We start from the raw sequence: 26,317 nt of genomic DNA on the forward strand, positions 1-26,317 counted from the left end.
GCCTTGAGGCGTTTTTTTATGCCTCCACCAGGCACCAAAGATATTCCGATCGCGTAAAAAAAGCCCGCCTTGTGGCGGGCTTTTGAACATGAAGTCGGCGAGCTTACTTCACCTTTTCCCCATGTGCCTGCTTGTCGGCATGGTAGCTTGAGCGAACCAGCGGACCGGAAGCCACATGCACAAATCCCATTTCATGGCCCTTTTCGGCGAACCAGTCAAAGGTATCCGGGTGAACCCAGCGATCCACCGGCAAATGGTTACGCGATGGCTGCATATACTGACCCAGCGTGAGCATATCAACATTATGGGCGCGAAGGTCCTTCATGACCTCGATAACCTGCTCATCGGTTTCACCGACACCCAGCATCAGGCCTGACTTGGTCATCACTTCCGGGCGAGCTTCCTTGTAACGCTTCAGCAGATCCAGTGACCACTGATAATCTGCCCCCGGACGCACTTTCCGATAGAGTGTCGGGACAGTTTCCAGATTGTGGTTAAACACATCCGGTGGCTCCTGGCGCATGATATCAATGGCGACATCCATCCGACCGCGGAAATCAGGAACCAGCACCTCGATTTCAATGGATGGGCTGGAAGCCCGAATCTCGCGGATGCAGTTATTGAAGTGCATGGCCCCTCCATCACGCAGGTCATCACGATCCACGGATGTAATGACCACGTACTTGAGACGCATTTCAGCGATGGCATCGGCAAGTTCACGTGGCTCGTCTTCATTCAATGCGTTGGGACGGCCATGAGCCACGTCGCAGAAGGGGCAACGACGAGTGCAAATGTCACCCATGATCATGAAGGTAGCCGTACCCCCATTGAAGCACTCACCAAGGTTGGGGCATGATGCCTCCTCGCACACGGTATGCAGCTTGTGGCGACGCAGGGTTTCCTTGATACGGGTAACTTCTTGGGATACCGGCATGCGAACCCGCAGCCAGTCCGGCTTTTTAGGCAGGGTTTCTGTCGGGATAACCTTGACCGGGATGCGCGCGACCTTTTCAGCGCCACGCAGTTTTACACCGCGTTCTGCGCGTTGTTTTTTCGGAGTTGCATGAGTTTCGGTCATTAACGCTGTCCTGTGTCGAAAAAAGTGTCGGCCAGAGCGGCAGGTAAATCAGGCCGCATGACCCATGAAGCGTCGTTGAGATGATGTGCCAGATGCCCCAGCACACGGTGCATTTCGGCAGACTGATCAACGGCTTTCGTAATCAGATCAGCCAGCTGAGTCATTTGCAGACCGGCATAACCGCAAGGATTGATAGCGGAAAACGGTGTCAGATCCATATCCAGGTTATAGGCAACGCCATGATAGCTGGCTCCCTTGCGCACCCTCAAACCCAGAGAGGCAATCTTGCACTGGTTTACATAAACACCTGGTGCATCGGGTCGGGCTGCTGCAGAAATGCCATGATCGGCGAGACTCTCCACCACGCACTGCTCCAGCGCGCTCACCATGTCACGTACCCCCACACCGCGACGCCGCAGATTGATCAGGGGATACATTACCAGCTGACCCGGCCCATGATAGGTGACCTGGCCACCACGGTCTGTCTGAACCAGAGGGATGCCCGTAGACGCCAGGATATGCTCGGCCTTGCCGGACTGCCCCTGAGTAAAGACCGGGTCATGTTCGACAACCCATATCTGATCCGGGTCATCGTCTCCCCGGGTATCAGTGTAGGCCTTCATCGCCGCCCAGACAGGCTCATAGGATCGGCGACCCAGACAGAATACCTCAATGGCGTCCAGGGCGCTCAAAGCACCATCCGCACGCGCTTGTTGGCCTGAAGCGCTCTGAACAGCAGTGACAGATGCTGCGGGCTTTCAGCGCGAAACGACACACGTACCGACATGTAAGTGCCATTACTGCTGGGCTGTGTGGTCACCTTGTCAGGATCAAAGCTGTCACCACAGTGTTCTTCCATAAGAGCGATAACGTCCAGCTCGAGCTGGTCAACGTTGTCACCCACTACGCGCAGACCATAGTCGCGCGGATAATCAACAAGCTCATCAGATGCAGACATGATATGTCGCTCCACGTCCAGGGGAATGCCGGGTATTTTACGCAAAAAAAGGCGGCCCGTCAGCCGGGCCGCCTTCATTGCATCACTTCATCGCTGAATCAGCATGCCTGTCAGAACAGGTTCATGACAAACTGAACAACCTTGTCCCAGATGCGCTTGAAGAAGCTGCCTTCATCAATGTCGTTCAGGGCCACCAGCGGTTCCTGATGGATAACGCTACCGTTCTGGACAATATCGATCGTACCAACCTGCTGCCCTTTCGTGATGGGCGCATCGATATCCTTGTTGATATTGATTCGGGCGTTAAGCGCCGTATTGCCCTGACTGCTCAGCGTCAGGAAAACATCATGATCCACGCCGGCAGACAGCTCATTGCTGGCCCCGCCCCAGACGCGAACCTTTTTCAGCACCGCCCCCTGATCGTAAACCTTCTGGGTCTTGAAATAGCGGAACCCGTAGCTCAACAGCTTCTCTGATTCCTGAGCACGCGCATTTTCCGACCCCGTGCCCATGACAACGGAAATCAGTCGGGTACCGTTTTCCTTGCCCGAAGCCACCAGGCAAAAGCCCGCAGCATCGGTATGGCCGGTCTTCAGCCCATCAACCCGGGCATCACGCCACAACAGCAGGTTGCGGTTCGGCTGGCGAATACCATTCCAGGTGAAATACTTCTCGGAATACAGCTTATAGTGATCAGGAAAGTCCTTGATGATGTGTTGAGCAATCGTGGCCAGATCAGCCGCGGTTGAATAGTGCTCATCATCCGGCAGACCGGTAGGGTTCTTGAAATGCGTATTCTGAAGCCCCATGCGCTGTGCATGCTGATTCATGAGATCAGCAAAGGAAGAAGTACTACCGGCGATATGCTCCGCCATGGCGACGGTCGCATCGTTGCCCGACTGCACCACGATCCCCTGCATCAGGTCCTTGACCGGCACCTGTGAGCCTACCTTGACAAACATCCGCGACCCGCCGGTCCGCCAGGCATTCTCACTGATACGTACGGTATCATTCGGCGACAGACGGCCGTGATCCATCTCGTATTCAGCAATATAGGCAGTCATCATCTTGGTAAGGCTGGCTGGCGGCAGCCGGGTTTCTGCATCGTGCTGCACCAGAATCTTGCCGTTACGTGCATCCATCAATACCCACGACTTGGCATTGAGCTCCGGGGGAGATGGCACGAAATTGGCTACATTGGGTCGCGGATCAGCGACCGGATCTTCATCGGCGGCCAGCACCGGAGCCGCTGCCAGAAAGGCAGTACTTATCACTGCGGCCATGGAACAACGCCGCAAAAGGGTAAAGGATGCTGCTAAAAAAGTCATAGAGCTTGCTCTCGTTTAAACTGCTATTCACTCCGAGGGAGAGACCGTAAACGCCTGAGGATAACCAGCACGCCCCAGGGCAGATTTTGTTGATTGTACGACAATCCTGTCGGCCAGTGGTCCAACCTGCACCTTGTACACCCCCTGCTCATGAATCACACGGACAGGGTGCGCTACCCGTGCAGCAAGTTGTTGTCTCATCTGCTCAGCCTGTGCAGCCTGCTTCAAGGCTGCCACCTGAACGAAATAATTGCCGGCCGCAGCGGCCTGACGGTTGTTCGATACCGCGGCAGGCACAGCACCTGCAGCCTGTTTGACTGGCGCTGCCTGTTTCCATGTATCGGGATCAATGGCATCCACCCGAACCCGCCCGGTGCCGTGGTGCAGAATATCCAGTCGATAGGCAGCAGCGTAGGAAAGATCGATCAGACGGTCATCATGAAATGGACCACGGTCATTGACCTTCACGATCACGCTTTTGCCATTATCAAGGTTGGTGACGCGCGCATAGGTAGGCAGTGGCAGGGTCTTGTGGGCTGCCGTCATCTGATACATGTCATAAAGCTCGCCACTGGCCGTGGCATACCCCTGAAACTTGGTACCATAAAATGAAGCCAGCCCGGTGGCACTGTACCCGTTACTGTTGGGCAGAACATGGTAGGTCTTGCCCCATACGGAATAGGTCGGTCGGTTGCCGCTGGCGGACCGCGGCTCCTTGCGAGGTACCGCGTCCTTGACATGGGACATGTCCAGCATGTCCTCGGGATACCCATCCTTGTCCAGGTGATAGCGACCACCGGAAGAGGAACTACCGGCGCCTCCTCCACTGCTGGCGCAGCCCGTCAGGGCCAGCGCCAGTGCCAGAATGCAGCAAAACTGTCTCGACACCTTATTTCTCCTGTGCCATGACGTCCTTGATGTGCTCTGCCAGGGTCGTGACTGCCATGGCGTAAAGGTGGCTATGGTTGTAGCGCGTAATGACATAGAAGTTGGGCATTCCGAGAACATACCGGGTATGGCCATCTTCGAAATCAAGCGCTACCGGCAGCACCGAGGTATTACTCGGCAATGCGCCGTCAGCCTTGATACCAGCCTGTTCAAGCGCTGCGATGGTGGTCGAGGTTCCCTTGCTCACCTGGTTGAAGGCGATGGCACCGGGCGGTGTCATGGGACCGGTTGCATCAATGTAAATCGGTTCGCCGCTCTGCCAGTGATGACGTGAAAAATAGCTCGCGACACTGCCAATGGCATCTTCCGGCTCGTTCCACAGGTCCTTGATTCCGTCGCCATTGAAATCGACAGCGTAGGCCTGATAACTGGTGGGCATGAACTGCGGATACCCCATGGCACCGGCATAGGACCCTTTCAGCGCCAGCGGATCAAGCCCCTGATTCAGGGTAATATCCAGGTAGGCTTCGAGTTCCTTGCGGAAGAAATCGGCACGACGCGGAAACTCGAAAGCCAGCGTCGACAGTGCATCAATGACGCGATAAGAGCCCTTGTTACCACCATAGGAGGTTTCGACCCCGATGATGGCCGCGATGATCTCGGGCGGTACGCCGTATTCCTGCTGGGCACGCATCATGGCATCGTGATATTTTTCGATAAAGGCCGCACCGGCCTGCGCACGCTTGGGCTGAATGAAGATATTACGGTATTCATCCCAGCGAAGGTGGCGCTCGGCAGGCCGTGTCATGGCCTTGATGATGCTCTGCTTGAGCTCGGCGTTCTGCATGACCTGGATCAACTTGCTGCGGTCCAGCCCCTTGGCATCAAGGCTGTCGATCATCGCCCTGACCTCGGGATGGTCGGCCGGGTCAAACTCCCCTGCTGCCATCGCTCCAGAAGAGAAGATGCCCAGCGATATTGCCAGACAGCCAGCAACCAGTCCCTTTCCTTTTACAGCATGTAGCGCCATGCAGAACTCCCTTTTCACGACGATGACTTGCGATGGGTATAAACGCTCATCAGGATACCGAAGCCGGCCATCAAGGTCACGCTGGCCGTACCGCCGTAGCTGACAAGAGGCAGTGGCACACCGACGACCGGCAATAAACCACTGACCATACCGATGTTGACGAACACATACACGAAAAACGTCAGGATCAAACTGCCCGCCAGCAAGCGACCATAGGTATCACCAGCCCTGCTGGCCATGAACAGCCCCCGACAGATGATAAGCAGATAACACAGCAGCAGCAGCAGCATACCGATCAGCCCGAACTCCTCACCCAGAACCGCGACAATGAAATCGGTATGGCGCTCGGGCAGAAACTCGAGCTGGGACTGCGTTCCCTCCATCCACCCCTTGCCGGATATCCCTCCGGAGCCGATCGCGGTCTTGGACTGAATGATGTTCCAGCCGGCGCCCAGCGGATCACTTTCAGGATTCAGAAAGGTCAGAACACGCTGCTTCTGATAGCCATGCATGTTAAGCCATAAAAGCGGCAGCGCCGCGAGTGCCAGCACGGCAAAAAAACCGACCAGTCGCCACGACAGACCACCCAGCAGCACCACGAATACGGCCGAGGAAGCCACCAGCAGCGAGGTCCCCAGATCAGGCTGTTTGGCAATCAGGGCTACCGGCAATCCCATGATGAACAGGCAGATACCCAGATCGGTCCAGTTGGGAGGCAGGTCACGCTTGGAAAGATAGGCAGCAATCGTCATTGGCATCACGATCTTCATGAGCTCTGACGGCTGAAACCGTACAACGCCGGGTATCTCAAGCCACCGCGTCGCCCCCATGGCGTGAGAACCGATCACATCCACAGCAACCAGCATGGCTACAATCGACAGGTAAAACAGGGGGACCATTCGCATCAGCAAATGCGGCGGGATCTGAGCCACCACAGCCATGACCGCGAAGGCTGCGACAAACCGCATGGTTTGCGCTTCCACCAGATAACGGGACTCGCCACTGGCACTATAAAGCACCACCAGCCCACTGCAGACCAGCACCAACAGCCCCAGCGTCAACCAGGGATCGATTCGCCAGCTGCGCCAATGAAATCTTTTTTTATGACGCCGGCGAGAACGTGATGCTACATGCTGCATAAGCCTTCCTTAATGATCAGACGCACCACTGGCAAGCTCTTCAATATCGGGAGCCGCAGCCACTGCTGCCTCCTTTTTCATTCGAGGCAGCAACCAGGCATCCAGCATCTTGCGGCCGATGGGCGCTGCCAGATGATCACCACCACCATTTTCGATGATCAGGGCAATGGCTATCTGGGGTTCATCAACCGGGGCAAAGGCCATGAACAGCGCATGATCCCGCAATCGTTCACGCAGCTCGGAGGCGTTGTACTTCTGGTTCTGGCCCAGCGTAAAGACCTGCGCCGTCCCGGTCTTGCCTGCCATCGTGTATTCAAGTCCCCGCTTGAGCGACCTGGCCGTCCCTTCATTGCTCTGAATGACGTCTTCAAGCCCCTGGTCGACCAGATGCCACCACTGGCTGTTTTTCAGCTCGACATCCGGCGGCGTTTCCGCGAAGGGAGGAGCGATCGGAGTATCACCCACCTTCATCGCCAGATGCGGACGCACCCATTTGCCCTTGTTGGCCAGCACTGCGGCAGCTGTCGCCATCTGTAGCGGCGTCGCCAGCCAGTATCCCTGCCCGATGCCCACCGAAAGGGTCTCGCCGGGATACCAAGGCTTGTTGAACCGGCCGCGCTTCCAGTCCGGCGATGGCATGATGCCACTCTGAGCACCCCATACATCCATGCTGTAATCCGTGCCAAAGCCGAAGCGTTTCATGAAATCCGACAGACGGGTAATGCCCATGTCATGGGCAACAGTATAGAAGTAAGTATCGTTGGAAACCCTGAGCGCCCGCCGCATATTGACGCGCCCATGCCCCCAGCGCAGCCAGTTGCGGTAACGGCGCGAGTCATTCGGCAGCCTGTAATAGCCCGGGTCATAGACGGTTGTCTGTGGCGTAACCACCCCGTTCTCCAGACCGGCAAGGGCCATGTAGGGCTTGACGGTCGAGGCAGGCGGATACTGCCCCCGTACCGCCCGGTTATACAGTGGCAAATCATGATCTTCCTGCAGGGCCCGATAGTCCTTGGTCCCGATGCCGGTCACGAACTTGTTGATGTCATAACCAGGTGTCGAGACCATGGCCAGAATGCCACCGGTAGCAGGATTGATGGCCACGATGGCACCACGCTTGCCCTCCAGCAACCTGTAACCCAGTGACTGGAGGTCACTGTCGATGGTCAACGTCAGGTTTTTCCCGGACATCGGCGGAGTGCGATCCAGTTCACGAAGCGCACGGCCGCGGGCGTTGGTTTCCACCGTGCGGTAGCCAACCTTGCCGTGCAGTTCGTCCTCATAAAATCGTTCGATGCCCAGCTTGCCGGCAAAGTGCGTACCAGCGTAGTTCCCCGCATCCAGCCGTTTCAGGTCCTTTTCACTGATCCGCCCTACATACCCCAGCACATGCGACATGACGTAGCCGTTGGGGTAATAGCGCAGTAGCTGAGCCTCTACGTCGACACCGGGCAGTCGGTAACGGTTCACAGCCAGATTGGCGATCTGCGCTTCCGTCAAATCACTCATCAGCAGGGCGGACTGGTAGGGACGCTGGCGCTGACGTGAACGACGCTCGAAAAGCGCTATATCATCCTTTGGCAGATTGAGAATATCCACCAGCAACCTGAGCGTCTCATCAGCATCATCAGCCCGCTCACGCACGATGGTCAGGTTATAAGTGGGACGATTTTCCGCCAGGACGCGATGATTACGATCAAAGATGAGGCCACGATTGGGCGGCAGGGGTTCAACGCGCATCCGATTGTTGTCGGAACGCGTGATAAAAACGTCGTGCTTGATGACCTGCAGATAGACCAGACGGCCTATAAGTGTCGACATCAGCAGCACAACGACCAGAAGCGCCACAATGCTGCGGCGTCTGAACAGACTGATTTCCTGCTGGGTATTGTTAAGCGTTGCGCGGCGGCGTGGACGCATGTCGCACTTTGACCCAAGTTGGAATTAGCGGTGGTAAGGATGTCCCGCGAGCAGTGTCCACGCACGGTAAAGCTGCTCTGCCAGAATAATTCGAACCAGCGGGTGCGGCAGCGTCAGCGGTGACAGTGACCAGGACTGATTCGCACGAGCAAGGCAGCGAGCGTCAAGCCCGTCCGGGCCCCCGATCAACAGCGCAATATCCTGTCCCAGCGATCGCCACTGCTCCATGTGCCCCGATAACGCCGGCGTATCCCACCGTTTCCCCGGGACATCAAGCGCAACCACATGATCCTGTTCGCGCAGCTTTGACAACATGCGATCACCCTCCTGGGCAATCGCCTTGTCTACGGAGCTGCTTTTCTGTCGCGGCCCCGGTGCCAGCTCAATGAACTCGACCGGCATGTCGCGTGGCATGCGTTTGACATATTCATTGACGCCGCGTTCCACCCAGTCCGGCATTTTTGTGCCGACGGCCAGAATCTTCAGCTTCAATGGCGGACCCTGGACTCGCGATCCGTATCGGAGGGCAAATCACTCCAGAGACGCTCAAGGTCATAAAGCGCACGGGTATCCGGTGTCATGACATGAACAACCACGTCACCCAGATCTACCAGGACCCATTCGCTGCCCTGCTTGCCTTCTACTCCAATGGGCTGAAGGCCATTGGCCTTGACATCAACAACGACGGCATTGGCAAGCGCGTTGATGTGACGGCTCGAAGTGCCGCTGACTACAATCATGACATCCGTAACGTTGGTCAGTTCGGAAACGTCCATCGTCGTAATGTCACGCCCCTTGAGCCCCTCAAGGGCTTCGACGACCAAAGAGGTCAGGGTTTCTGTTTGCATGGTGTCTCGACGGTTGATTAAAAGAGGTGGCATTGTACTGACACAGTCAGCTTTCGCCAGCATTTATTGATCATAAAGGCCATGGTCCCGAATGTAACGCTCCACGGCGCGAGGAACCAGAAAACGTATGGAATCTCCCGCACACAGACGAGCCCGAATATCGGTGGAGGAAATGGCCATGGGCGACGGAAGCGAGAGGCGAAGCCAGCGACCGGCCGGCGCGTCATCAAACAGCGCTGCGGGATCGGCGGCATGACGCGCCTTCAGCCATTCGCCAAGCTCTTCTGGCAGGGACAGCTTATGGCCCGGCCGTGCGATCACCACCAGGTGGGCATAATCAAAAAGCGCGGCAGGCGCTCGCCACTGATCCAGCCGTTCGAACGCATCATCGCCAATGGCCATGACCAGACGGACATCGGGACCATACTCCTCTCGAAGGGAGCGCAATGTATCCAGTGACCAGGAAGGTCCGTCTCGTTTCAACTCTCGATCGTCCGCCAGCAGCCCCGAGGCGCCATCAATGCCGGCCTTCAGCATGGCCAGCCGGTCCACCGCGGAAGTAGCCGGCTCATCGCGGTGCGGTGGCACATGGCACGGAACCATATGCACCCGGTCAAGCGCCAGCGCCTCACCAAGCTCAACCGCACTGCGAAGATGCGCCAGATGAACCGGGTTGAACGTTCCCCCCAGCATGGCAATTCGCTCAGCCACGGCACTGCCCCTGACCGATCACGATGTATTTCTGGGTCGTCAGGCCTTCAAGCCCTACCGGTCCACGTGCATGCAACTTGTCGGTAGAGATACCGATTTCAGCGCCCAGACCATATTCACCGCCATCAGCAAAGCAGGTCGGCGCATTGACCATGACAGAGCTTGAGTCGACCTCGGCCATAAAGCGTTCGCTGGCCGTCAGACTGTCTGTCACGATGGCGTCACTGTGATGGGATCCGTAATGGTTGATGTGTGCAATAGCCTCATCCAGATCATTTACCACCCTGACGGCCAGCACCGGCCCGAGATACTCGGTGGACCAGTCATCAACCGTCGCAGGATGCACGGCAACCAGCGACTGCACCGTGTCACATCCCCGAACCTCGACACCATGCTCCACCAGACGCGACACCAGCGCAGGCAGTATCGCTGCTGCCCGGTCCCGATGGACCAGCAATGTCTCCATGGCGCCACAGATGCCATACCGATAACACTTGGCATTGAAGGCAATATCCATGGCCATGGCATCACTTTGCGCCTGGGCATCAATATATACATGACACAACCCTTCCAGATGCTTGAGCACTGGAATCGTTGCCTCGTTCGAAATGCGCGTAATCAGCGACTTGCCACCCCGCGGAATGATCAGGTCAACCAGTTTGCTGGCCGTGATCAGTGCTCCGACCGCCGCGCGATCCGTGGTACCTATGACACTGACGGAACCGTCAGGCAATCCGGCAACCGCAAGGCCATCCTTTACGCAGCCAGCAATGGCGGCATTGGAATGACGAGCCTCTGATCCTCCGCGAAGCACCGCGGCATTACCTGCCTTGAGGCACAGGGCTGCCGCATCGATGGTCACATTGGGGCGAGACTCATAAATGATGCCAATGACACCGATCGGCGTTCGCCGTTTGCCGATGCGCAGGCCATTGGCCTGTTCGCGCACCTGGTCAAGCGCCCCCACCGGATCAGCCAGCGAGGCAACCGTGCTCAGCCCCTTGATCATGCCATCGATGCGCTCATCGGTCAGTGCCAGCCGGTCAATGAGAGCCTTGTCCAGCCCCTGCGCTCTGGCCAGATCAAGATCAAGCTGATTGGCCTGTTTCAGTGCCTCACGGCGCGAATCCAGCGCCTCGGCCATGGCCAGCAGCGCCTTGTTCTTGTCGTGTGCCGGTGTACTTCGCAGCACCTGGCTGGCTTCACGAGCCGCCTGACACAATGCGTAAACGTGTTCCTCGACCGATACTGATTCGGCCTGCCCCTGATTCATGCCTCTCTCCCTGTACCGGTGTATAACGCATTCACGTCACTATAAGTCAGCTGCCCGGGCAAGTAAAAATCAAGGCCACCCACAACCCGCTTATGGCACACTGCGTTAGTGGGCAGGATACCCACAGATACATGGACGAAGGAAATAATGGTCAATGGAAGCTTCCACGTGGATAGACCCCATCGCACATTCACCCACCCTGTTGATCATCGCGCTGGGCGTGGTGGCGGCGCTGGAATCCCTGGCAGTGGTTGGACTGGCCTTTCCGGGCGTCATCATCATCACTGCCATTGCTTCTCTGGCCGGCCATGACAATTTGTCCATCGTACTGCTACTGGTCAGCGCCACCCTCGGTGCCATCGTTGGCGACGGGCTGAGCTACTGGCTGGGATACAGCAACCGAGAGCGGCTGCCGCGGATGTGGCCCTTTCACCGTTATCCGGAGGCCCTGGCCCGCGGGACATCCTTTTTTCATCGCTATGGCGTGATGTCGGTGCTGCTGGGCCGTTTCATAGGCCCGATTCGCCCCTTCATTCCGCTGGTCGCCGGCATGTGTCACATGCCGTCAGGCCGTTTTTTTACCGTCAATATCATGTCGGCCCTGTTATGGGCGCCGGCCTATGTGTTGCCGGGGTATTATCTGGGCAGAACCTGGAAAACCACGCTCAGCCATTATCAGGACAGTTTTGGCTGGTTATTGCTGCTGGGACTGGTAGTCATTACTGCCTCCTGGCTTTTTTCATTTATCAGGCGCCATACCGAGCGCACAGGCTCGCTGTACCGCCTTGTGCTTCAGTGGGCACGCCGTGCCGCATGGCGCCGACGTTTATGGTTAAGCTTTCGAATGAATAAAACTGCAGGCGCCCCACCCTTGCCATCACTGTTGCTGCTGATTGGCGCACTTATCGGTTTTACCGGATGGAGCCTTTTCATTGCCCACCATCCCGACCCCTTGCCCTTTGATCACCGGGCCAACGCCTTTTTTACCACCCTTGAGAGCCCTGCCGCCAATGCGGTAGCCCTGATGCTTGCCAAGGCCGGCGATAAGCTGGGGATTCTGGTACTGATGGCACCATGGATGCTATGGCTTGTCATTCAGCGCTACTGGGTCACCCTGTTGCACTGGTTTGGGGCCCTGGGTGGCATTGCGCTGGCCAATATCTGGTTCAAGCATATGGTAGGCCGCGCTCGACCCATGACACCGGATTACCTGACCGGCTCCTTCTCCTACCCAAGCGCACATACTTCAGGCGCAGTAGTTGTCTATGGGCTGGCGGCGGCATTCATTGCCGATGGCGTAGTGCGACCACAACGACGTCATTGGGTCTACTGGGCAGCAACCCTGCTGATTGCATTGATGGCATGGTCGCGCTTGATGATGGGCGTACACTGGGTCAGCGATCTGATTGGCGGGGCGCTTCTGGGATTGTGCGTCTGTGCGGTCACTCGGATCAGCTACCACCGATTTTCGCATCGACCGGTAGCACGTCTGCCCTGGGGGCACCTGCTGTGGGTAACGGCGGTTCTCATGGCCGGGCGCATCATGCTGTTCCCGGCCGTGTAAGTCAGCGTCAGTTCACGAGCGCCGCCAGCAGGCGCTCGTGAACGCCTTCAAAGCTGCCGTTGCTCATGACCACCACCAGATCATGTGCTGATGCCATCCCCGCCACACTGTCCACCAGTTCATCGATATGATGGAAAACATGGGATGGCACCGAACTGGTGGAGACCACTTCATCCAGTGACCAGTCGAGTCCAGTCGGCTGGAACCACCAGACACCATCGGCCTGGGCGACACTACTACTCAGCCGAGCCTTCATGGTACCCAGACGCATGGTGTTGGAGCGGGGTTCGATCACGGCCCACAGGCGGCCACCACGTTGACGTGCCAGGGAAGAAAGCCCCTCCAGGGTGGCCTCGATAGCGGTCGGATGATGCGCAAAATCATCCATGACCATGACACCCCGCACCTCGCCGCGCACCTGCTGACGGCGCCTCGGTGGATTGAACCGGCACAGCGCAGCGGCGGCACACTCGGGATCGACACCCACCGACTCGGCAGCCGCCATTGCCGCCAGAGCGTTCAAGGCATTGTGCCGCCCGGTCATGCCCCATTCGATGGTGTACTCCGCCTCACCGTGACTTACACGCACCTGCTGACCACCGGAGGCCAGACGTGCCTGCCAGCCGCTATCGCTTCCCCCGAACCGAACAACCGTCGACCACACGCCTCTTTCGAGCACTCTTTCAAGTGCCGCAGTATCGTCGGCAACAATAACGCTGCCCGACCCAGGCACCGTTCGCACGAGGTGATGAAACTGACGTTCTATGGCGGCCAGATCATCAAAGATATCGGCATGATCGAACTCCAGATTGTTCAACACTGCGATATCCGGCCGGTAATGAACAAACTTGGAACGCTTGTCAAAAAAGGCCGTGTCGTACTCATCCGCTTCGACCACAAACAGTGGTGCCTTGCCGCTGGCCGGGCGCGCCGATACGTCAAAGTTGCCGGGCACACCCCCGATCAAAAATCCGGGCGCCAGACCCGCCCACTCGAGAATCCACGCCAGCATGCTCGCCGTTGTCGTTTTCCCGTGTGTTCCTGCTACTGCCAGCACACGATGCCCCGGCAGCACATGCTCGGCAAGCCACTGTGGGCCGGAGGTGTAAGGCAGCTTTCGATCAAGAACTGCTTCCACCTCAGGGTTACCGCGCGACAGCGCGTTTCCGATCACCACCAGATCCGGAGTATCGGCCAGGTTATCAGGATGAAAGCCGGACATCAGTCTGATGCCCTGCTCTTCAAGCTGAGTACTCATCGGCGGATAGACATTGGCATCGCTGCCGGTCACCCGATGCCCGCACTCCCGCGCCAGCAGCGCAAGGCTGCCCATGAACGTACCGCATATACCTAGAATATGAACGTGCATAAATCCTGACTCATCAATAAAGCCGGATCAGACTAGCACGCAGATCAACAAGTCGTCAGTCTCTGCCTCGCAGCGGTCATCTCTTTTCGCTAAGATGGCCGGCGCAAGTGTTCGGTTAGCGCAAGTAGGCAACCCGGCATTTCAGAGAGAGAAGAGAGAAGAACCCCAAAAAACAGCAGGAAGTTTCCATGGCAAAACATAATGCCTTCTATGCGCAATCCGGCGGTGTCTCGTCGGTCATCAACGCCAGTGCCTGTGGCGTGATCGAAACCTGTCGACAGCACAGTGACCGTATCGGTCACCTGTATGCCGGCCATAACGGCATCATTGGTGCCCTGACAGAAGACCTGATTGACGTGGGCCAGGAAAGTGATGAGGCCATCGCTGCACTGCGTCATACCCCCGGCGGCGCGTTCGGCTCCTGCCGTTACAAGCTCAAGGGCATCGACACTCACAGGGTTCAGTACGAGCGCCTGATCGAAGTATTCCAGGCCCATGACATTCGCTACTTTTTCTATAATGGCGGTGGTGACAGTGCCGATACCTGCCTGAAGGTGTCACAGCTTTCCGAGCGCATGGGTTATCCGCTCCAGGCAATTCACGTTGCCAAGACCGTCGACAACGATCTACCGCTGACCGACAACTCGCCCGGTTTTGGCTCCGTGGCCAAGTACATCGCGACATCCATTCGTGAAGCCGCGCTTGATGTGGCCTCCATGTGCGCCACCTCTACCAAGGTCTTCGTGATGGAAGCCATGGGACGTCATGCCGGCTGGATTGCCGCCGCCGGCGCGCTGGCTGGCGGAGAAGGCGCCGCGCCTCCTCACATGGTCATTTTCCCGGAAGTCCCCTTTGACCGCCGGCGCGTGATGCGCAAGGTCGATGAAACCGTCAAGCAATACGGTTACTGCGTCATTGTGGTCTCGGAAGGCGCCCGCTACGAAGATGGCTCATTTCTTGCTGATGCAGGTAATACCGATGCCTTCGGCCACCGTCAGCTCGGAGGTGTCGCACCGACACTGGCCGGCATGGTGAAACAGGACCTGGGCTACAAGTATCACTGGTCAGTCCCGGATTACCTGCAACGCTCTGCACGCCATCTCGCATCACGGGTAGATGTCGAGCAGGCCTACGCCGTCGGCGTGCGCGCCGTCGAATGTGCTCTGGAAGGCAAGAACGCCATCATGCCTGCCATTCGCCGTGACAGTCAGTCGCCCTACAGCTGGTCGATCTTTGATGCGCCGCTGGCCGACATCGCCAACCAGGAAAAATTCATGCCGGCTGACTTCATTCGTGAAGATGGCTTCGGCATCACCCAGCCCTGCCGCGATTACCTGGAGCCACTGATCCAGGGCGAGGATTTCCCGCCGTTCGTCAACGGCATGCCGGACTATGCCAAACTGAAACTGGCTACCGTACCGAAAAAGCTGGCACCGTTTGAAATCTGAAGCAGCCTGATGGGGCTCAGGGGCAGCGACCGATGTCGCTGCCTTTTTTTGCCCCGCGTCCCACCAGAGGCGGTAATCCGCTCAAAACCACCACGAAATAATCAGAGCCAGCAATGAAATCCCTGCCACGATCTTCCAGCGGGTTTCTGTCCTGCGACCGGCAGGAACATGCTGTGGCGGCGGCTCCATGAGCTCCTGCCCGGCATGCCAGGCCTGGCGCGCCAGCTTGAGTCCATACACAAGTTCAGAGAGGCGTCGATACCGCAGAGCCTTCTGAGGCATCAATGCTCGCCGAAGGGTGTCATCCAGTACCGGTGGCAATGATGGCTGCTGCAGTGCAAGCGGCCTGTAGGAGAGACCATCCAGTTCACTTCGACCCGCAAGGCCATTCAGACTCTCTCCGTAAGGCAGGCCACCGCTGACCAGCCAGTAAATGACAGAGGCCAGCGCAAATTGATCGCTGCGTCGACTGACATTATCCTTCAACGCATATTCAGGCGAATGATGAGGGTTCATCCCGATGTCATACACCAGTGCGCGAGCACCCTCCTGATCATCGTGCTCCATGAAGTAGCAGGCTCCAAAATCAATCAGCACCACGCCCTCATGGCGGTCCAGCATGATGTTCTCGGGGCAGATCCCCTGATGGAGAATATTCTTGCGGTGCAGAGCATGCACGGCCTTGCAAATCTGCTGGGCAATATCCAGACGTTGCTCGAGGCTGGCTTCCGGGTGGCGCGCCATCCACTGATCAAGCGGCTCCCCCTCTACATCCTCCATGAGGTAATAAAGATGGCGACGCGGGCGCGCCGGCGAGACAGAGCGTACGATAAACGGTGAACTGACCCGCTCGGCTACCCACTGCTGCAGCATGAAATGAGCCAGATATGCATCATCCAGCGCCAGCCCGGGGCTGGGCGACTTGAAGATGAAGCGACGGTCGGTATCAACATCGCGAACACGGTATACACGCGCTTTCCCGCCAGGAGAAAGTGCCACCTCGATATCATAACCCTCGAACTGCTCCCCCGGCACCAGCTCCGGTGGCACCGGCAGCTTGCCAAAGCGGAAGTCCGGCCCTTCACTGCCGGACTCGGGCAACCGATCCACCCGGACAAGCTGAAAGCAGAACGACTGCCCATCATACCCCCGCTCCCCTGCACGGGCAGCCGCGGCTCTGGCCAGCTGCTGACAGGCCCCATCCAGAGAATCGGCAGAAAGACGGATCTGCTGGACGTAATCGGAGGGCAGCAACGTTCCCCTGACGGCCTGGGTTGTGAACAGGAAGATATCGCCCTGTTTCATCGGCAGGGTCATGTAATCGATATCGATATTGGCGTCCATTCCGAGAGCGCGGGAAGGATACCGATAGCCGCCGATATCGGTCACGTGATCCCGGGAAATCTGCTCGAACTCCGCGCCGCGCAGGCGAAAGACCAGCGTATCACCCATGTGAAACAGGTGGGCATCCGTGCCCTGAAACACCATCGCTGACAGGGAGCTCACATACCCCCCACCCTTGACGAAACGGCTCTGGCTATAGCACCACCCATTCAGCGCACGCAGTACTCGTGTTGCCGCCGTCTTGACGTCCCAGTGCTCGGGCGTTGAATAATAGTCAGCCAGAAAGCCACGAGCCGACAGGTCGCCTGCCTGGCGGGCAATGGCATTGCGTGATGTCGAGTCCGAAATCAGCGCGCACGCACCCTGACTGGCCATCATTTCGCCGTCGGGAATCTGTACCACCATCGAGGAACGATGGTAGCGCTTGTCCGCAGCCACAAACGCCTGACCAAAACTCAATCGAGCGGCATCTTCCATTCACGCGCCTCGCTTTCAGTTCTTTTTAAAGCTGAAAACATATGATAAAGCATTCTGCCGCCAGGGTTGAGCACTCCGCATGGTGCATCGCACAAAATTGTGCCAAAGCGTAACTCTAAAAACCTGGCATTGGTAATCGGACGAGCCTGTTCGTATAATTCGTCCACTTTACGTTATGTTTTACTGACCCAAGCAAGGACTCACCATGAGTTTCGACAAGATTCCGGCCGGAAAGGATATTCCCAACGACATTTATGTCGCCATCGAGATCCCGGCCAATCACGCGCCGATCAAGTACGAAATCGACAAGGACATGGACGCGCTGCTCGTGGATCGCTTCATGGCCACCCCCATGTTCTACCCTGCCAACTATGGCTTCATCCCGAACACTCTGGCAGATGACGGCGACCCGCTCGACGCACTTGTTGTAACTCCCTACCCGGTACAGCCAGGTGCTGTCATTCGGGCCCGGCCGGTCGGCGTACTCAACATGACCGATGAAGCCGGTGAAGATGCCAAACTGGTCTGCGTACCGCACGAGAAACTGTCAGCGCTTTACGATGACGTTCAGGAAGTCACCGACCTGCCGGAGCTGCTTCGCCAGCAGATCGCGCACTTCTTCGAGAACTACAAGGATCTCGAAAAGGGCAAATGGGTCAAGATCGAGTCCTGGGACAATGCTGATGCCGCTCGCAAGGCCATCGAAAAGTCCATCGCGGCCTACCAGAACGAGTCCAACTAGTTCTGTCGCACCGTAATACGGGCCACCTTCGGGTGGCCTTTTTGATGGTGCGTACTGTCCTACGCATTCTACAGCGCCGCGCTGATACCGGCGTGCCTGCACCGAGCCCTGTCATGACCCAGATTCTGGCCTCCTGCCTCCTGCTGCTGACCCTTCTTTCGAGCCTTTCGGCCCAGGCCGGCCTGTTCGATGGCAACACCACCCGCAGCCCTCTTCCCGGCCAACACAGTGAAGCCACGGCCTTCCTGCCGGTGGATCAGGCCTTTTCGCCCAGCGCATGGGTAGACCAGGGCCGGCTTTTTGTACGCTTTACCAATGCCGACGGCTATTACCTTTACAAGCGTCAGTTCGCTTTTGACAGCAAGACTGATGGCGTAACGCTTGGCTCGCTTGATCTGCCTGCAGGCACGCCAAAACACGACGACTATCTCGGCGACATTGTGGCGTACTATCACGACGTCACGGTATCTGCTCCCATTCGAAGCATTGACGGCCCCCTGCCTGAAACCCTGAGCCTTGTGGTTCACTATCAGGGATGTGCCGATGCCGGGCTGTGCTACCCGCCTGAAACACGCACCCTGACTGTCGATACCGGTGGCGACAGCCCTCTCAATGCATCACCTCAAGCCAGCACCGACAGATATACCGTCAGGTCCGAGCCGGCCACACAAGGTATCGAGCCGCCGGATAATGCCCCACGACTCTGGTCATTCGGCCTGTATTTCCTGGCAGGACTGGGGCTGACATTCACTCCCTGCGTGTTACCCATGCTGCCGATACTGGCGTCGCTGATTGCCGGCCGCCAAAGCACTCGACGTCGTGCCCTGAGCCTTTCCAGCAGTTACGTTACCGGCATGGTGCTGACATATACCGTACTGGGAATTCTACTTGGCCTGTTCGGCGCGTCACTGAATCTGCAGGCACGCCTGCAGTCTCCCTGGGTACTGGGGACCTTTTCGTTGCTGTTTGTGATATTTGCGCTGTGGTTGTTCGACCTGGTACAGGTCAGACTGCCCGGACGCTGGCAGCAGCGAACGGATCAGTGGCAGACGCGATTGCATACCGGCGGGCCACTGGGCCTTGCCGGCGCCGGCGCCCTGTCAACGCTGGTAGTCTCTCCCTGCATTTCAGCGCCTCTGGCCGGCATCATGCTTTACCTGTCAGCCACCGCCGATGTCTGGCAGGGTGCCCTGGCGCTGGGCCTGCTGGGCGCGGGAATGGGGCTACCGCTGATCATTGCCACCACACTGGGCGCGCACCTGCTGCCACGCTCCGGCGCCTGGATGCAAACAGTCAAGCACGGCTTTGCCATACTGATGCTGGGCATGGCCATCTGGCTATCGGCACGCTGGCTGCCCGGCACGATCAGCATGGCCCTGTGGGGCATACTCGCGCTGATGAGCGCCGTCACCCTGTGGGTGTCTTCAGCGCCAGCCAGCGACCCCGCCCGACCACGCCGTATCATCATGTTGGTCGCTGGCATGACGCTGGGGCTTTATGGCAGCAGTGCCCTTTTGGGCGCACTGGCAGGGGGCTCATCGCCTCTGATGCCATTGGCTCCCTTTACATCAGAGCAGGCACCACGCGCATCGTCGCCAGCGACACTTACCTTCACAACGGTAACCAACCAAAGCGAACTTCAGGCCGCGCTGGAAAAGGCAGGTCAACAAGGTAAAAAGGCCATGGTGGATGTCTATGCCGACTGGTGTATCAGCTGCCAGGCGATGGAGCACGAACTGTTTCCCCGCCCCCCCATTCATGCTTCATTGAAGCAACTGGCCCTTATCAGACTGGATGTAACCGACAACTCACTCGCCAGTCGAAAGCTGTTGAAGGAGCTGGGACTGTTCGGCCCACCCGGACTTTTATTTTATGATGGCAAGCGCGAAATCAAGTCAACCCGTCTGATCGGTGAGCCTGAGGCAGCACGTCTGCAACAGGCGCTTGAACAAGTGCTGGCAGACTAAGGTTCAGAAACAGTGTTTGTGCTACCAGGCCTCCCGGACTGGACACCTCTTTCATTTTTCGGCAAACTCCGCCAACAGTGACTTCAGACGCTATTTTGCTTGTTAATGATGTGATCGTGTTGAAACACGACAAGGTTAACAGCGTCTGACACCCTCCTTTTTTCACGGTGATGGCCCCGTGCCACACCTCAAGCCATGTACATTCAGGATATCCCCCATGGACATTCGCAAGGTCAAAAAGCTGATCGAACTTCTGGAAGAATCCAATATCAACGAAATCGAGATTCAGGAAGGCGAGGAGTCCGTTCGCATCAGTCGCAACATGGGGCAGGGTCAGATGCAGCAGCCCATGATGGGTGGTTATTACCCGCAGGCAATGCCGCAACAACCCGCTCCGGCACCGGCAGCGCAGGCAGCCCCGATGGCTGAAGACTCCGCCGCCCCCTCCGTCCCGGCCGGCCATGCCGTGACCTCTCCGATGGTAGGCACGTTTTATCGCTCCCCGGCCCCGGGCGCCAAGTCCTTTGTCGAAGTAGGTCACAGCGTCAAGAAAGGCGATGTGATCTGTATCGTTGAAGCCATGAAAATGATGAACCAGATCGAGGCTGACAAGGACGGTATCGTCGAAGCCATTCTGGTGGAAGACGGCGAGCCGGTTGAATTCGATCAAACCATGCTCATCATTTCCTGATTCGCAACGGACACCCCTCATGCTAGAGAAGGTATTGATCGCCAACCGCGGCGAAATTGGACTTCGCATCCTGCGAGCCTGCAAGGAGCTTGGCATCAAGACTGTTGCCGTGCACTCCAAGGCTGATCGGGACCTGATCCACGTGCGCCTGGCCGACGAAGCCGTCTGTATCGGCCCGGCATCCTCCAGCGCATCCTATCTGAATATCCCGGCACTGATTTCTGCCGCCGAGGTAACGGATTCGACCGCAATTCACCCGGGCTACGGCTTCCTGTCGGAAAATGCCGGTTTTGCCGAGCAGGTGGAACGCTCCGGCTTCATCTTTGTCGGCCCGTCTGCCGACGTCATCCGCCTGATGGGTGACAAGGTATCGGCCATCGAGGCCATGAAGGTTGCCGGCGTACCTACCGTACCAGGCTCCGACGGCCCCCTGCCGGATGATGACGAGGAAATTCTGGCCATCGGTCGCCGTGTCGGCTACCCCATCATGGTCAAGGCAGCAGCGGGTGGCGGTGGACGCGGAATGCGAGTCGTGCGCTCTGAAAGCCAGATGCTCTCTGCTGTCAGCATCACCAAGGCCGAAGCCAACGCGGCCTTCGGCAGTGATGTCGTCTATATGGAAAAATACCTGGAAAAACCCCGGCACGTCGAGGTTCAGGTACTTTCCGATGGTCAGGGTAATGCCATTCATTTGTACGATCGCGACTGCTCGCTGCAGCGTCGTCATCAAAAGGTACTGGAAGAAGCGCCCGCTCCGCATATTGATGAAACAGCCCGGGCCAGGGTACTACAGGCCTGTGTTGATGCCTGCATCAAGATCAATTACCGCGGCGCCGGTACATTCGAGTTCCTGTATGAAGACGGCGAGTTCTATTTCATTGAAATGAACACCCGGGTTCAGGTCGAACACCCGGTCACTGAAATGATTACCGGTGTCGACATTGTCAAGGAGCAGCTCAAGATTGCCTCGGGCATGCCACTGAGCATCCGCCAGGAAGACGTCAAGGCAGATGGTCACGCCTTCGAGTGCCGGATCAACGCCGAGGATGCACGCACGTTCATGCCATCACCGGGCAAGGTGACATTTTATCATGCCCCCGGCGGCCTTGGCGTTCGGATGGATTCACATCTGTACACCGGCTATACGGTACCGCCTCACTATGATTCGCTGATCGGCAAACTGATTACCTGGGGCGAGCATCGTGAAAGTGCACTGACCCGGATGCGCAATGCCCTGGACGAGTTGCTGGTAGAAGGTATTCGGACCAATATTGATCTTCAAAAGGATCTGGTGCGTGATGAGGCCTTCCAGGAGGGCGGTGTCAACATTCACTACCTCGAGAAGAAGCTCGGCCTTAGCTAGCCGCGCGACTGGTACGACACTCAAGGGGCGATCCAATCGCCCCTTTTTTATCGCTTTTTTGCACGGATACGTTATGCCCTGGCTACAGCTTAAAGCCCATATTGCTCCCGAGCAGGCAGAGATTCTGGAAGAGCTTCTGCTCACGGAAGGCGCCTGCGCGATCACGCTTGAAGACGCAAAGGACTCCCCGGTCTACGAGCCTGAACGCGGCTCAACCCCCCTGTGGAATCAGACCGTTTTAACCGGCCTTTACGATGATATTGGCGGCGCCGATGCCATGCTGGCCCGGGTGGCTGCTGCCTGGGCGACGCAGCAGCCCGGCGAGCCCTGCCCGGTCATCGATTACGATGTTCTGGATGACCAGGACTGGAGCCGGACCTGGATGGAAGACTTCAAACCCCTGTGCATGGGACAACGCCTGTGGGTGGTTCCAAGCTGGCATGAGGCACCGGACCCGGAGGGCGTCAACCTGCTGCTTGACCCGGGACTTGCCTTTGGCACCGGCACACACCCGACCACGGCCCTTTGCATGCGCTGGCTGGATAGCCTGGCCTGCGCCGGCGCCCTGACAGGGAAGGATGTACTGGATGTGGGCTGCGGCTCGGGCATCCTCGCCATTGCCGCCCTGAAACTTGGCGCAGGTTTTGCCGATGGTACCGACATTGACCCCCAGGCCCTGCAGGCCAGTCGTGACAATGCCGAACGCAACAGCGTTACCGACGAGCAATTCGTGCTGCACTACCCGGAACAGGCACCAGCACGCCAGTACGACATTGTCATTGCCAACATCCTGGCCTCGCCCCTGATTGAGCTGGCCGGCATGATCGCAGGCTCTGTTGCCCCCGGCGGTCTCATCGCCCTGTCCGGTATTCTGGCGCACCAGGCCGATGAGGTCATGGCTGCCTACGAAGCCCGGGGATTGATCATGAATTCCCCGGAAGAAGACGAAGGCTGGGTCCGACTGGACGGCTATTGTCCTACTCACTGCTGAAATAAGGCCCCGATACCGAGAGAGTGCTTCAATATCCTGCACACGCTCGGTATCATGGGCCGCTTTCCGCCTTCCTGCCGACATGCGATCCATGACACATTTATCACCCTGCATAGGGCCGTACACACTGGATAACAGAGTCATCCTTGCGCCCATGGCGGGCGTGACGGATCGACCGTTTCGCACCCTGTGCCGGCGGTTGGGTGCAGGCATGACCGTATCGGAAATGGTCACCGCCGACAGGCGGTTATGGCATACCCCCAAGTCTCGCCTGCGGCTTGATCACAGCGGTGAAAGCGGCCTGCGCAGCGTCCAGATTGCCGGCGGGGATCCGGACATGCTGGCTGATGCCGCCCGCGCCAATGCCGATCTTGGCGCACAGATCATCGACATCAACATGGGCTGCCCGGCCAAGAAGGTCTGCAACAAGGCCGCCGGCTCGGCCCTGATGCGCGATGAAGCGCTGGTATACGACATCCTGCATGCCGTGGTATCCGCCGTCAGCATTCCGGTGACCCTCAAGATGCGCACCGGCTGGTGTGAAGATAGCCGCAATGCCGTACGCATCGCCCGCATGGCAGAAGACGCCGGCATTGCTGCACTGGCAGTTCATGGCCGGACCCGGGAGCAGCGCTACACCGGAGAAGCTGAATACGACACGATCAGACAGGTCAAGCAGAGCGTCGCCATTCCTGTCTTCGCCAATGGTGACATCGATTCTCCGGACAAGGCCGCCAGGGTTCTGGAACTGACCGGCGCAGACGCTGTCATGATTGGTCGTCCGGCGCAGGGCAACCCATGGATATTCCGTGATATCGTGCATTTTCTGGCTACCGGCGAGCACTCCGCGCCACCTTCGAACACCGAGCGTCGTCAGGTCATTCACGACCACCTCGGCGCCCTGCTCGACTTTTATGGTGAGCATATGGGCGTCCGTATCGCCAGAAAACATCTAGGCTGGTATCTCGACGGCCTGAAGGCTCCCGGGGAATGGCGACAACGCTTCAACAAGCTGGAGTCGCCAGCACAACAGCATGCCTTCATTGATACTTTTTTTGATCACGCCGATCTTTTTACAGCGCCTGATGGAACCTTTGCCGCATGACCAGCAAACCAGCGATAGCCAGTGACATGATCGACTCAACACCTGCCACGATTGACCCACCGCGCACGCTGCGTGAAGCGGTCGAGCAGTCAATGACACGCTATTTCCAGCACCTGGATGGCGGCAATGTCACCGATCTTCATGCCATGGTGATGGCTGAAGTGGAAGCGCCGCTTTTGCAGGCTGTCATGCTCAACACGGAAGGCAACCAGACACTGGCCGCCCAGATGCTGGGCCTCAACCGTGGCACGCTTCGCAAGAAACTAAAGCAGTACGATCTTATCTAGGCCGCTTCATGGCAGCCTCCTCCCGCCACTTCACTGATTTCGGAGCATCATGACTGATCAACGCCTGCCCGTTCGCCGCGCCCTGCTGAGCGTATCCGACAAGACCGATGTCGTTGCCTTTGCAAGGCAGCTGGCAGACCGCAACATTGAACTGCTATCGACCGGTGGCACTTACAGGCTGCTTAGTGACAACGGCATTCCCGTCACGGAAGTATCGCAGCACACCGGATTCCCCGAAATCATGGATGGCCGTGTCAAAACACTGCACCCCAAAATCCATGGTGGCATTCTGGGACGCCGCGGTCAGGATGATGCAGTCATGGCAGAGCACGATATTGCTCCGATCGACATGGTGGTCGTCAACCTCTACCCCTTCCGTGAAACCATTCTCAAGGAAGGCTGCACCCTGGGCGAAGCTGTCGAGAATATTGATATTGGCGGCCCGACCATGGTGCGCTCCTGCGCAAAGAACCATGCCTGGACATCGATTGTCGTCAGTCATCATGACTACAACGATATCATCGCCGAGCTGGATACCTGTCAGGGGGCCGTCAGTGACGACTTCCGGTACCGCCTGGCGGTCAAGGCGTTCGAACATACCGCAGGCTACGATGCGGCCATTGCGACCTACCTGAGCCAGCAGATCGAAGACGATGGCTTCCCCGCGACCTGGACGACGCAGTACGACAAGAAGCAGTCCATGCGCTACGGGGAGAATCCTCATCAGAAGGCCGCATTTTATATTGACCCCCATGCCAGCGAGCCCAGCATCTCGACTGCCCGGCAACTACAGGGCAAGGCACTGTCGTTCAATAATGTGGCCGATACCGACGCCGCGCTCGAATGTGTCAAAAGCTTCGACGTACCGGCGTGCGTCATCGTCAAGCATGCCAATCCCTGTGGCGTGGCAACCAGCCAGACAAGCCTGCTGGATGCATACGAGCGGGCCTTTGCCACGGACAGTGAATCTGCCTTCGGCGGCATTATCGCCTTCAACCGTTCTCTGGATGCAGACACCGCCAGGGCTATTGTCGAGCGTCAGTTCGTTGAGGTCATCATTGCACCGAGCATCAGTACCGAAGCTCAGGACATCGTAGCGGCCAAGGCCAATGTACGACTGCTCGAATGTGGTGAGTGGTCAGGCACCCCCCTCTCCGGCGATGTTGACTTCAAGCGTGTCAAGGGCGGCCTATTGGTGCAGGACCTCGATCAGGGCATGGTCGAGAAGGAAGAGCTTGTCGTGGTGACAGAGCGCGCACCAAGCGATGCCGAGCTCGCTGACCTGCTGTTTGCGTGGCGCGTAGCAAAGTTTGTCAAATCCAATGCGATTGTATATGCCAGTGATCAGCGCACTGTCGGTGTCGGTGCAGGCCAGATGAGTCGTGTCAACTCGGCACGCATCGCCGGCATCAAGGCTGAACACGCAGGACTTGAGGTCAAGGGATCAGTCATGGCCTCCGATGCCTTTTTCCCGTTCAGGGATGGCATCGACAATGCCGCCGCCGCAGGCATCAAGGCGGTTATTCAGCCAGGGGGTTCCATGCGGGATCAGGAAGTCATCGATGCTGCCAATGAGGCCGGTATTGCCATGGTCTTCACCGGCATGCGCCATTTCCGGCACTGATCGACAGCAGCCACGGTTAGACATCAAAAAAGGGCAGCCCCGAGAGGGCTGCCCTTTTTATAGTGACCATCGAACACTGCCATCGCGCCAACCCGGGCAGCAGAAACAGATAAGCGTTTTTCGACGAAAATCACCTCTTCTTACGTTCAAAAACAACTACTGACCCTTACCT

24 protein-coding genes are annotated in these 26,317 nt (G+C 57.7%); 10 read left to right on the top strand and 14 right to left on the bottom strand.

All coding sequences use genetic code 11. The features are described from left to right. Nucleotides 1–103: 103 nt before the first annotated feature. From lipA to NAT21_RS08200, 12 genes are all read right to left on the bottom strand, one after another. Nucleotides 104–1,078 (bottom strand): lipoyl synthase, encoded by a 975-nt coding sequence (gene lipA / locus NAT21_RS08145; protein ID WP_250937156.1) that lies wholly within the window; start codon nt 1,076–1,078, stop codon nt 104–106. Continuing rightward, nucleotides 1,078–1,770 carry a lipoyl(octanoyl) transferase LipB gene (lipB, locus tag NAT21_RS08150; RefSeq protein ID WP_407658223.1) on the bottom strand — a complete coding sequence of 231 codons (693 nt, stop codon included), beginning with the start codon at nt 1,768–1,770 and terminating at the stop codon, nt 1,078–1,080. The genes lipA and lipB overlap by 1 nt, the downstream gene beginning before the upstream one ends. Further along, nucleotides 1,767–2,036 carry a YbeD family protein gene (locus NAT21_RS08155; RefSeq protein WP_250937157.1) on the bottom strand — a complete coding sequence of 90 codons (270 nt, stop codon included), beginning with the start codon at nt 2,034–2,036 and terminating at the stop codon, nt 1,767–1,769. Before NAT21_RS08155 ends, lipB begins: the two co-directional genes overlap by 4 nt. Before the next feature lie 110 nt (nt 2,037–2,146). Further along, entirely contained in the window at nt 2,147–3,319 is a 1,173-nt protein-coding gene (locus NAT21_RS08160) for a D-alanyl-D-alanine carboxypeptidase family protein (protein ID WP_250937158.1), read from the bottom strand. A gap of 72 nt (nt 3,320–3,391) precedes the next feature. Next, nucleotides 3,392–4,252, bottom strand: coding sequence for a septal ring lytic transglycosylase RlpA family protein (locus tag NAT21_RS08165; protein ID WP_250937160.1), 861 nt, complete (start codon nt 4,250–4,252; stop codon nt 3,392–3,394). A 1-nt stretch (nt 4,253) separates the two neighbouring features. Next, nucleotides 4,254–5,282 carry a lytic murein transglycosylase B gene (mltB, locus tag NAT21_RS08170; RefSeq protein WP_250937163.1) on the bottom strand — a complete coding sequence of 343 codons (1,029 nt, stop codon included), beginning with the start codon at nt 5,280–5,282 and terminating at the stop codon, nt 4,254–4,256. 14 nt (nt 5,283–5,296) lie between these two features. Further along, nucleotides 5,297–6,421, bottom strand: coding sequence for a rod shape-determining protein RodA (rodA, locus tag NAT21_RS08175; protein WP_250937166.1), 1,125 nt, complete (start codon nt 6,419–6,421; stop codon nt 5,297–5,299). Between the two features lie 9 nt (nt 6,422–6,430). Next, nucleotides 6,431–8,341: a penicillin-binding protein 2 gene (mrdA, locus tag NAT21_RS08180; RefSeq protein ID WP_250937167.1), complete on the bottom strand. Its 1,911-nt coding sequence runs from the start codon at nt 8,339–8,341 to the stop codon at nt 6,431–6,433. Nucleotides 8,342–8,365: 24 nt separating this feature from the next. After that, nucleotides 8,366–8,833 carry a 23S rRNA (pseudouridine(1915)-N(3))-methyltransferase RlmH gene (gene rlmH / locus NAT21_RS08185; RefSeq protein ID WP_250937171.1) on the bottom strand — a complete coding sequence of 156 codons (468 nt, stop codon included), beginning with the start codon at nt 8,831–8,833 and terminating at the stop codon, nt 8,366–8,368. Continuing rightward, the gene (gene rsfS / locus NAT21_RS08190) at nt 8,830–9,189 is read right to left on the bottom strand and encodes a ribosome silencing factor (protein WP_250937172.1); all 360 of its coding nucleotides are present in this window, start codon (nt 9,187–9,189) and stop codon (nt 8,830–8,832) included. The genes rlmH and rsfS overlap by 4 nt, the downstream gene beginning before the upstream one ends. A gap of 63 nt (nt 9,190–9,252) precedes the next feature. Continuing rightward, complete coding sequence (nadD, locus tag NAT21_RS08195) at nt 9,253–9,900, bottom strand: nicotinate-nucleotide adenylyltransferase (RefSeq protein WP_322974098.1); 648 nt, start codon at nt 9,898–9,900, stop codon at nt 9,253–9,255. After that, nucleotides 9,893–11,173: a glutamate-5-semialdehyde dehydrogenase gene (locus NAT21_RS08200; protein ID WP_250937175.1), complete on the bottom strand. Its 1,281-nt coding sequence runs from the start codon at nt 11,171–11,173 to the stop codon at nt 9,893–9,895. The genes nadD and NAT21_RS08200 overlap by 8 nt, the downstream gene beginning before the upstream one ends. A 154-nt stretch (nt 11,174–11,327) precedes the next feature. On the opposite strand from NAT21_RS08200, the gene NAT21_RS08205 reads away from it, so the two are divergent. Further along, entirely contained in the window at nt 11,328–12,737 is a 1,410-nt protein-coding gene (locus tag NAT21_RS08205; RefSeq protein ID WP_250937177.1) for a bifunctional DedA family/phosphatase PAP2 family protein, read from the top strand. 7 nt (nt 12,738–12,744) lie between these two features. Here the strand turns inward: NAT21_RS08205 and mpl are convergent, their stop codons facing one another. Beyond that, nucleotides 12,745–14,106 (bottom strand): UDP-N-acetylmuramate:L-alanyl-gamma-D-glutamyl-meso-diaminopimelate ligase, encoded by a 1,362-nt coding sequence (mpl, locus tag NAT21_RS08210; RefSeq protein ID WP_250937180.1) that lies wholly within the window; start codon nt 14,104–14,106, stop codon nt 12,745–12,747. A gap of 188 nt (nt 14,107–14,294) precedes the next feature. Between mpl and NAT21_RS08215 the strand changes: the two genes are divergently transcribed. Further along, on the top strand, nt 14,295–15,554 hold the full coding sequence (locus NAT21_RS08215) for a 6-phosphofructokinase (RefSeq protein WP_250937183.1): 1,260 nt from the start codon (nt 14,295–14,297) through the stop codon (nt 15,552–15,554). Nucleotides 15,555–15,635: 81 nt separating this feature from the next. On the opposite strand, the gene NAT21_RS08220 is transcribed toward NAT21_RS08215, so the two are convergent. Next, nucleotides 15,636–17,375 (bottom strand): bifunctional protein-serine/threonine kinase/phosphatase, encoded by a 1,740-nt coding sequence (locus NAT21_RS08220; protein WP_250937184.1) that lies wholly within the window; start codon nt 17,373–17,375, stop codon nt 15,636–15,638. Between the two features lie 205 nt (nt 17,376–17,580). Between NAT21_RS08220 and ppa the strand changes: the two genes are divergently transcribed. The 8 genes from ppa (at nt 17,581) to purH (ending at nt 26,145) form a co-directional block, all read left to right on the top strand. Continuing rightward, complete coding sequence (gene ppa, locus NAT21_RS08225) at nt 17,581–18,117, top strand: inorganic diphosphatase (RefSeq protein ID WP_250937185.1); 537 nt, start codon at nt 17,581–17,583, stop codon at nt 18,115–18,117. A 44-nt stretch (nt 18,118–18,161) separates the two neighbouring features. Further along, the gene (gene dsbD / locus NAT21_RS08230) at nt 18,162–20,084 is read left to right on the top strand and encodes a protein-disulfide reductase DsbD (protein ID WP_250937186.1); all 1,923 of its coding nucleotides are present in this window, start codon (nt 18,162–18,164) and stop codon (nt 20,082–20,084) included. Nucleotides 20,085–20,301: 217 nt separating this feature from the next. Next, nucleotides 20,302–20,775 carry an acetyl-CoA carboxylase biotin carboxyl carrier protein gene (gene accB, locus NAT21_RS08235; RefSeq protein ID WP_250937187.1) on the top strand — a complete coding sequence of 158 codons (474 nt, stop codon included), beginning with the start codon at nt 20,302–20,304 and terminating at the stop codon, nt 20,773–20,775. Nucleotides 20,776–20,794: 19 nt separating this feature from the next. Further along, nucleotides 20,795–22,138, top strand: coding sequence for an acetyl-CoA carboxylase biotin carboxylase subunit (accC, locus tag NAT21_RS08240; RefSeq protein ID WP_250937188.1), 1,344 nt, complete (start codon nt 20,795–20,797; stop codon nt 22,136–22,138). A gap of 73 nt (nt 22,139–22,211) precedes the next feature. Next, nucleotides 22,212–23,129, top strand: a complete 918-nt coding sequence (prmA, locus tag NAT21_RS08245) for a 50S ribosomal protein L11 methyltransferase (protein WP_250937191.1) — start codon at nt 22,212–22,214, stop codon at nt 23,127–23,129. A gap of 82 nt (nt 23,130–23,211) precedes the next feature. After that, the gene (gene dusB, locus NAT21_RS08250) at nt 23,212–24,234 is read left to right on the top strand and encodes a tRNA dihydrouridine synthase DusB (RefSeq protein ID WP_434084392.1); all 1,023 of its coding nucleotides are present in this window, start codon (nt 23,212–23,214) and stop codon (nt 24,232–24,234) included. Next, nucleotides 24,231–24,521, top strand: a complete 291-nt coding sequence (gene fis / locus NAT21_RS08255; RefSeq protein WP_250937196.1) for a DNA-binding transcriptional regulator Fis — start codon at nt 24,231–24,233, stop codon at nt 24,519–24,521. The genes dusB and fis overlap by 4 nt, the downstream gene beginning before the upstream one ends. Nucleotides 24,522–24,570: 49 nt before the next feature. Further along, entirely contained in the window at nt 24,571–26,145 is a 1,575-nt protein-coding gene (gene purH / locus NAT21_RS08260; RefSeq protein WP_250937200.1) for a bifunctional phosphoribosylaminoimidazolecarboxamide formyltransferase/IMP cyclohydrolase, read from the top strand. The last annotated feature ends 172 nt before the right edge of the window (nt 26,146–26,317 follow it).

This window comes from Larsenimonas rhizosphaerae, from assembly GCF_023700005.1.
Classification (GTDB): domain Bacteria; phylum Pseudomonadota; class Gammaproteobacteria; order Pseudomonadales; family Halomonadaceae; genus Larsenimonas; species Larsenimonas rhizosphaerae.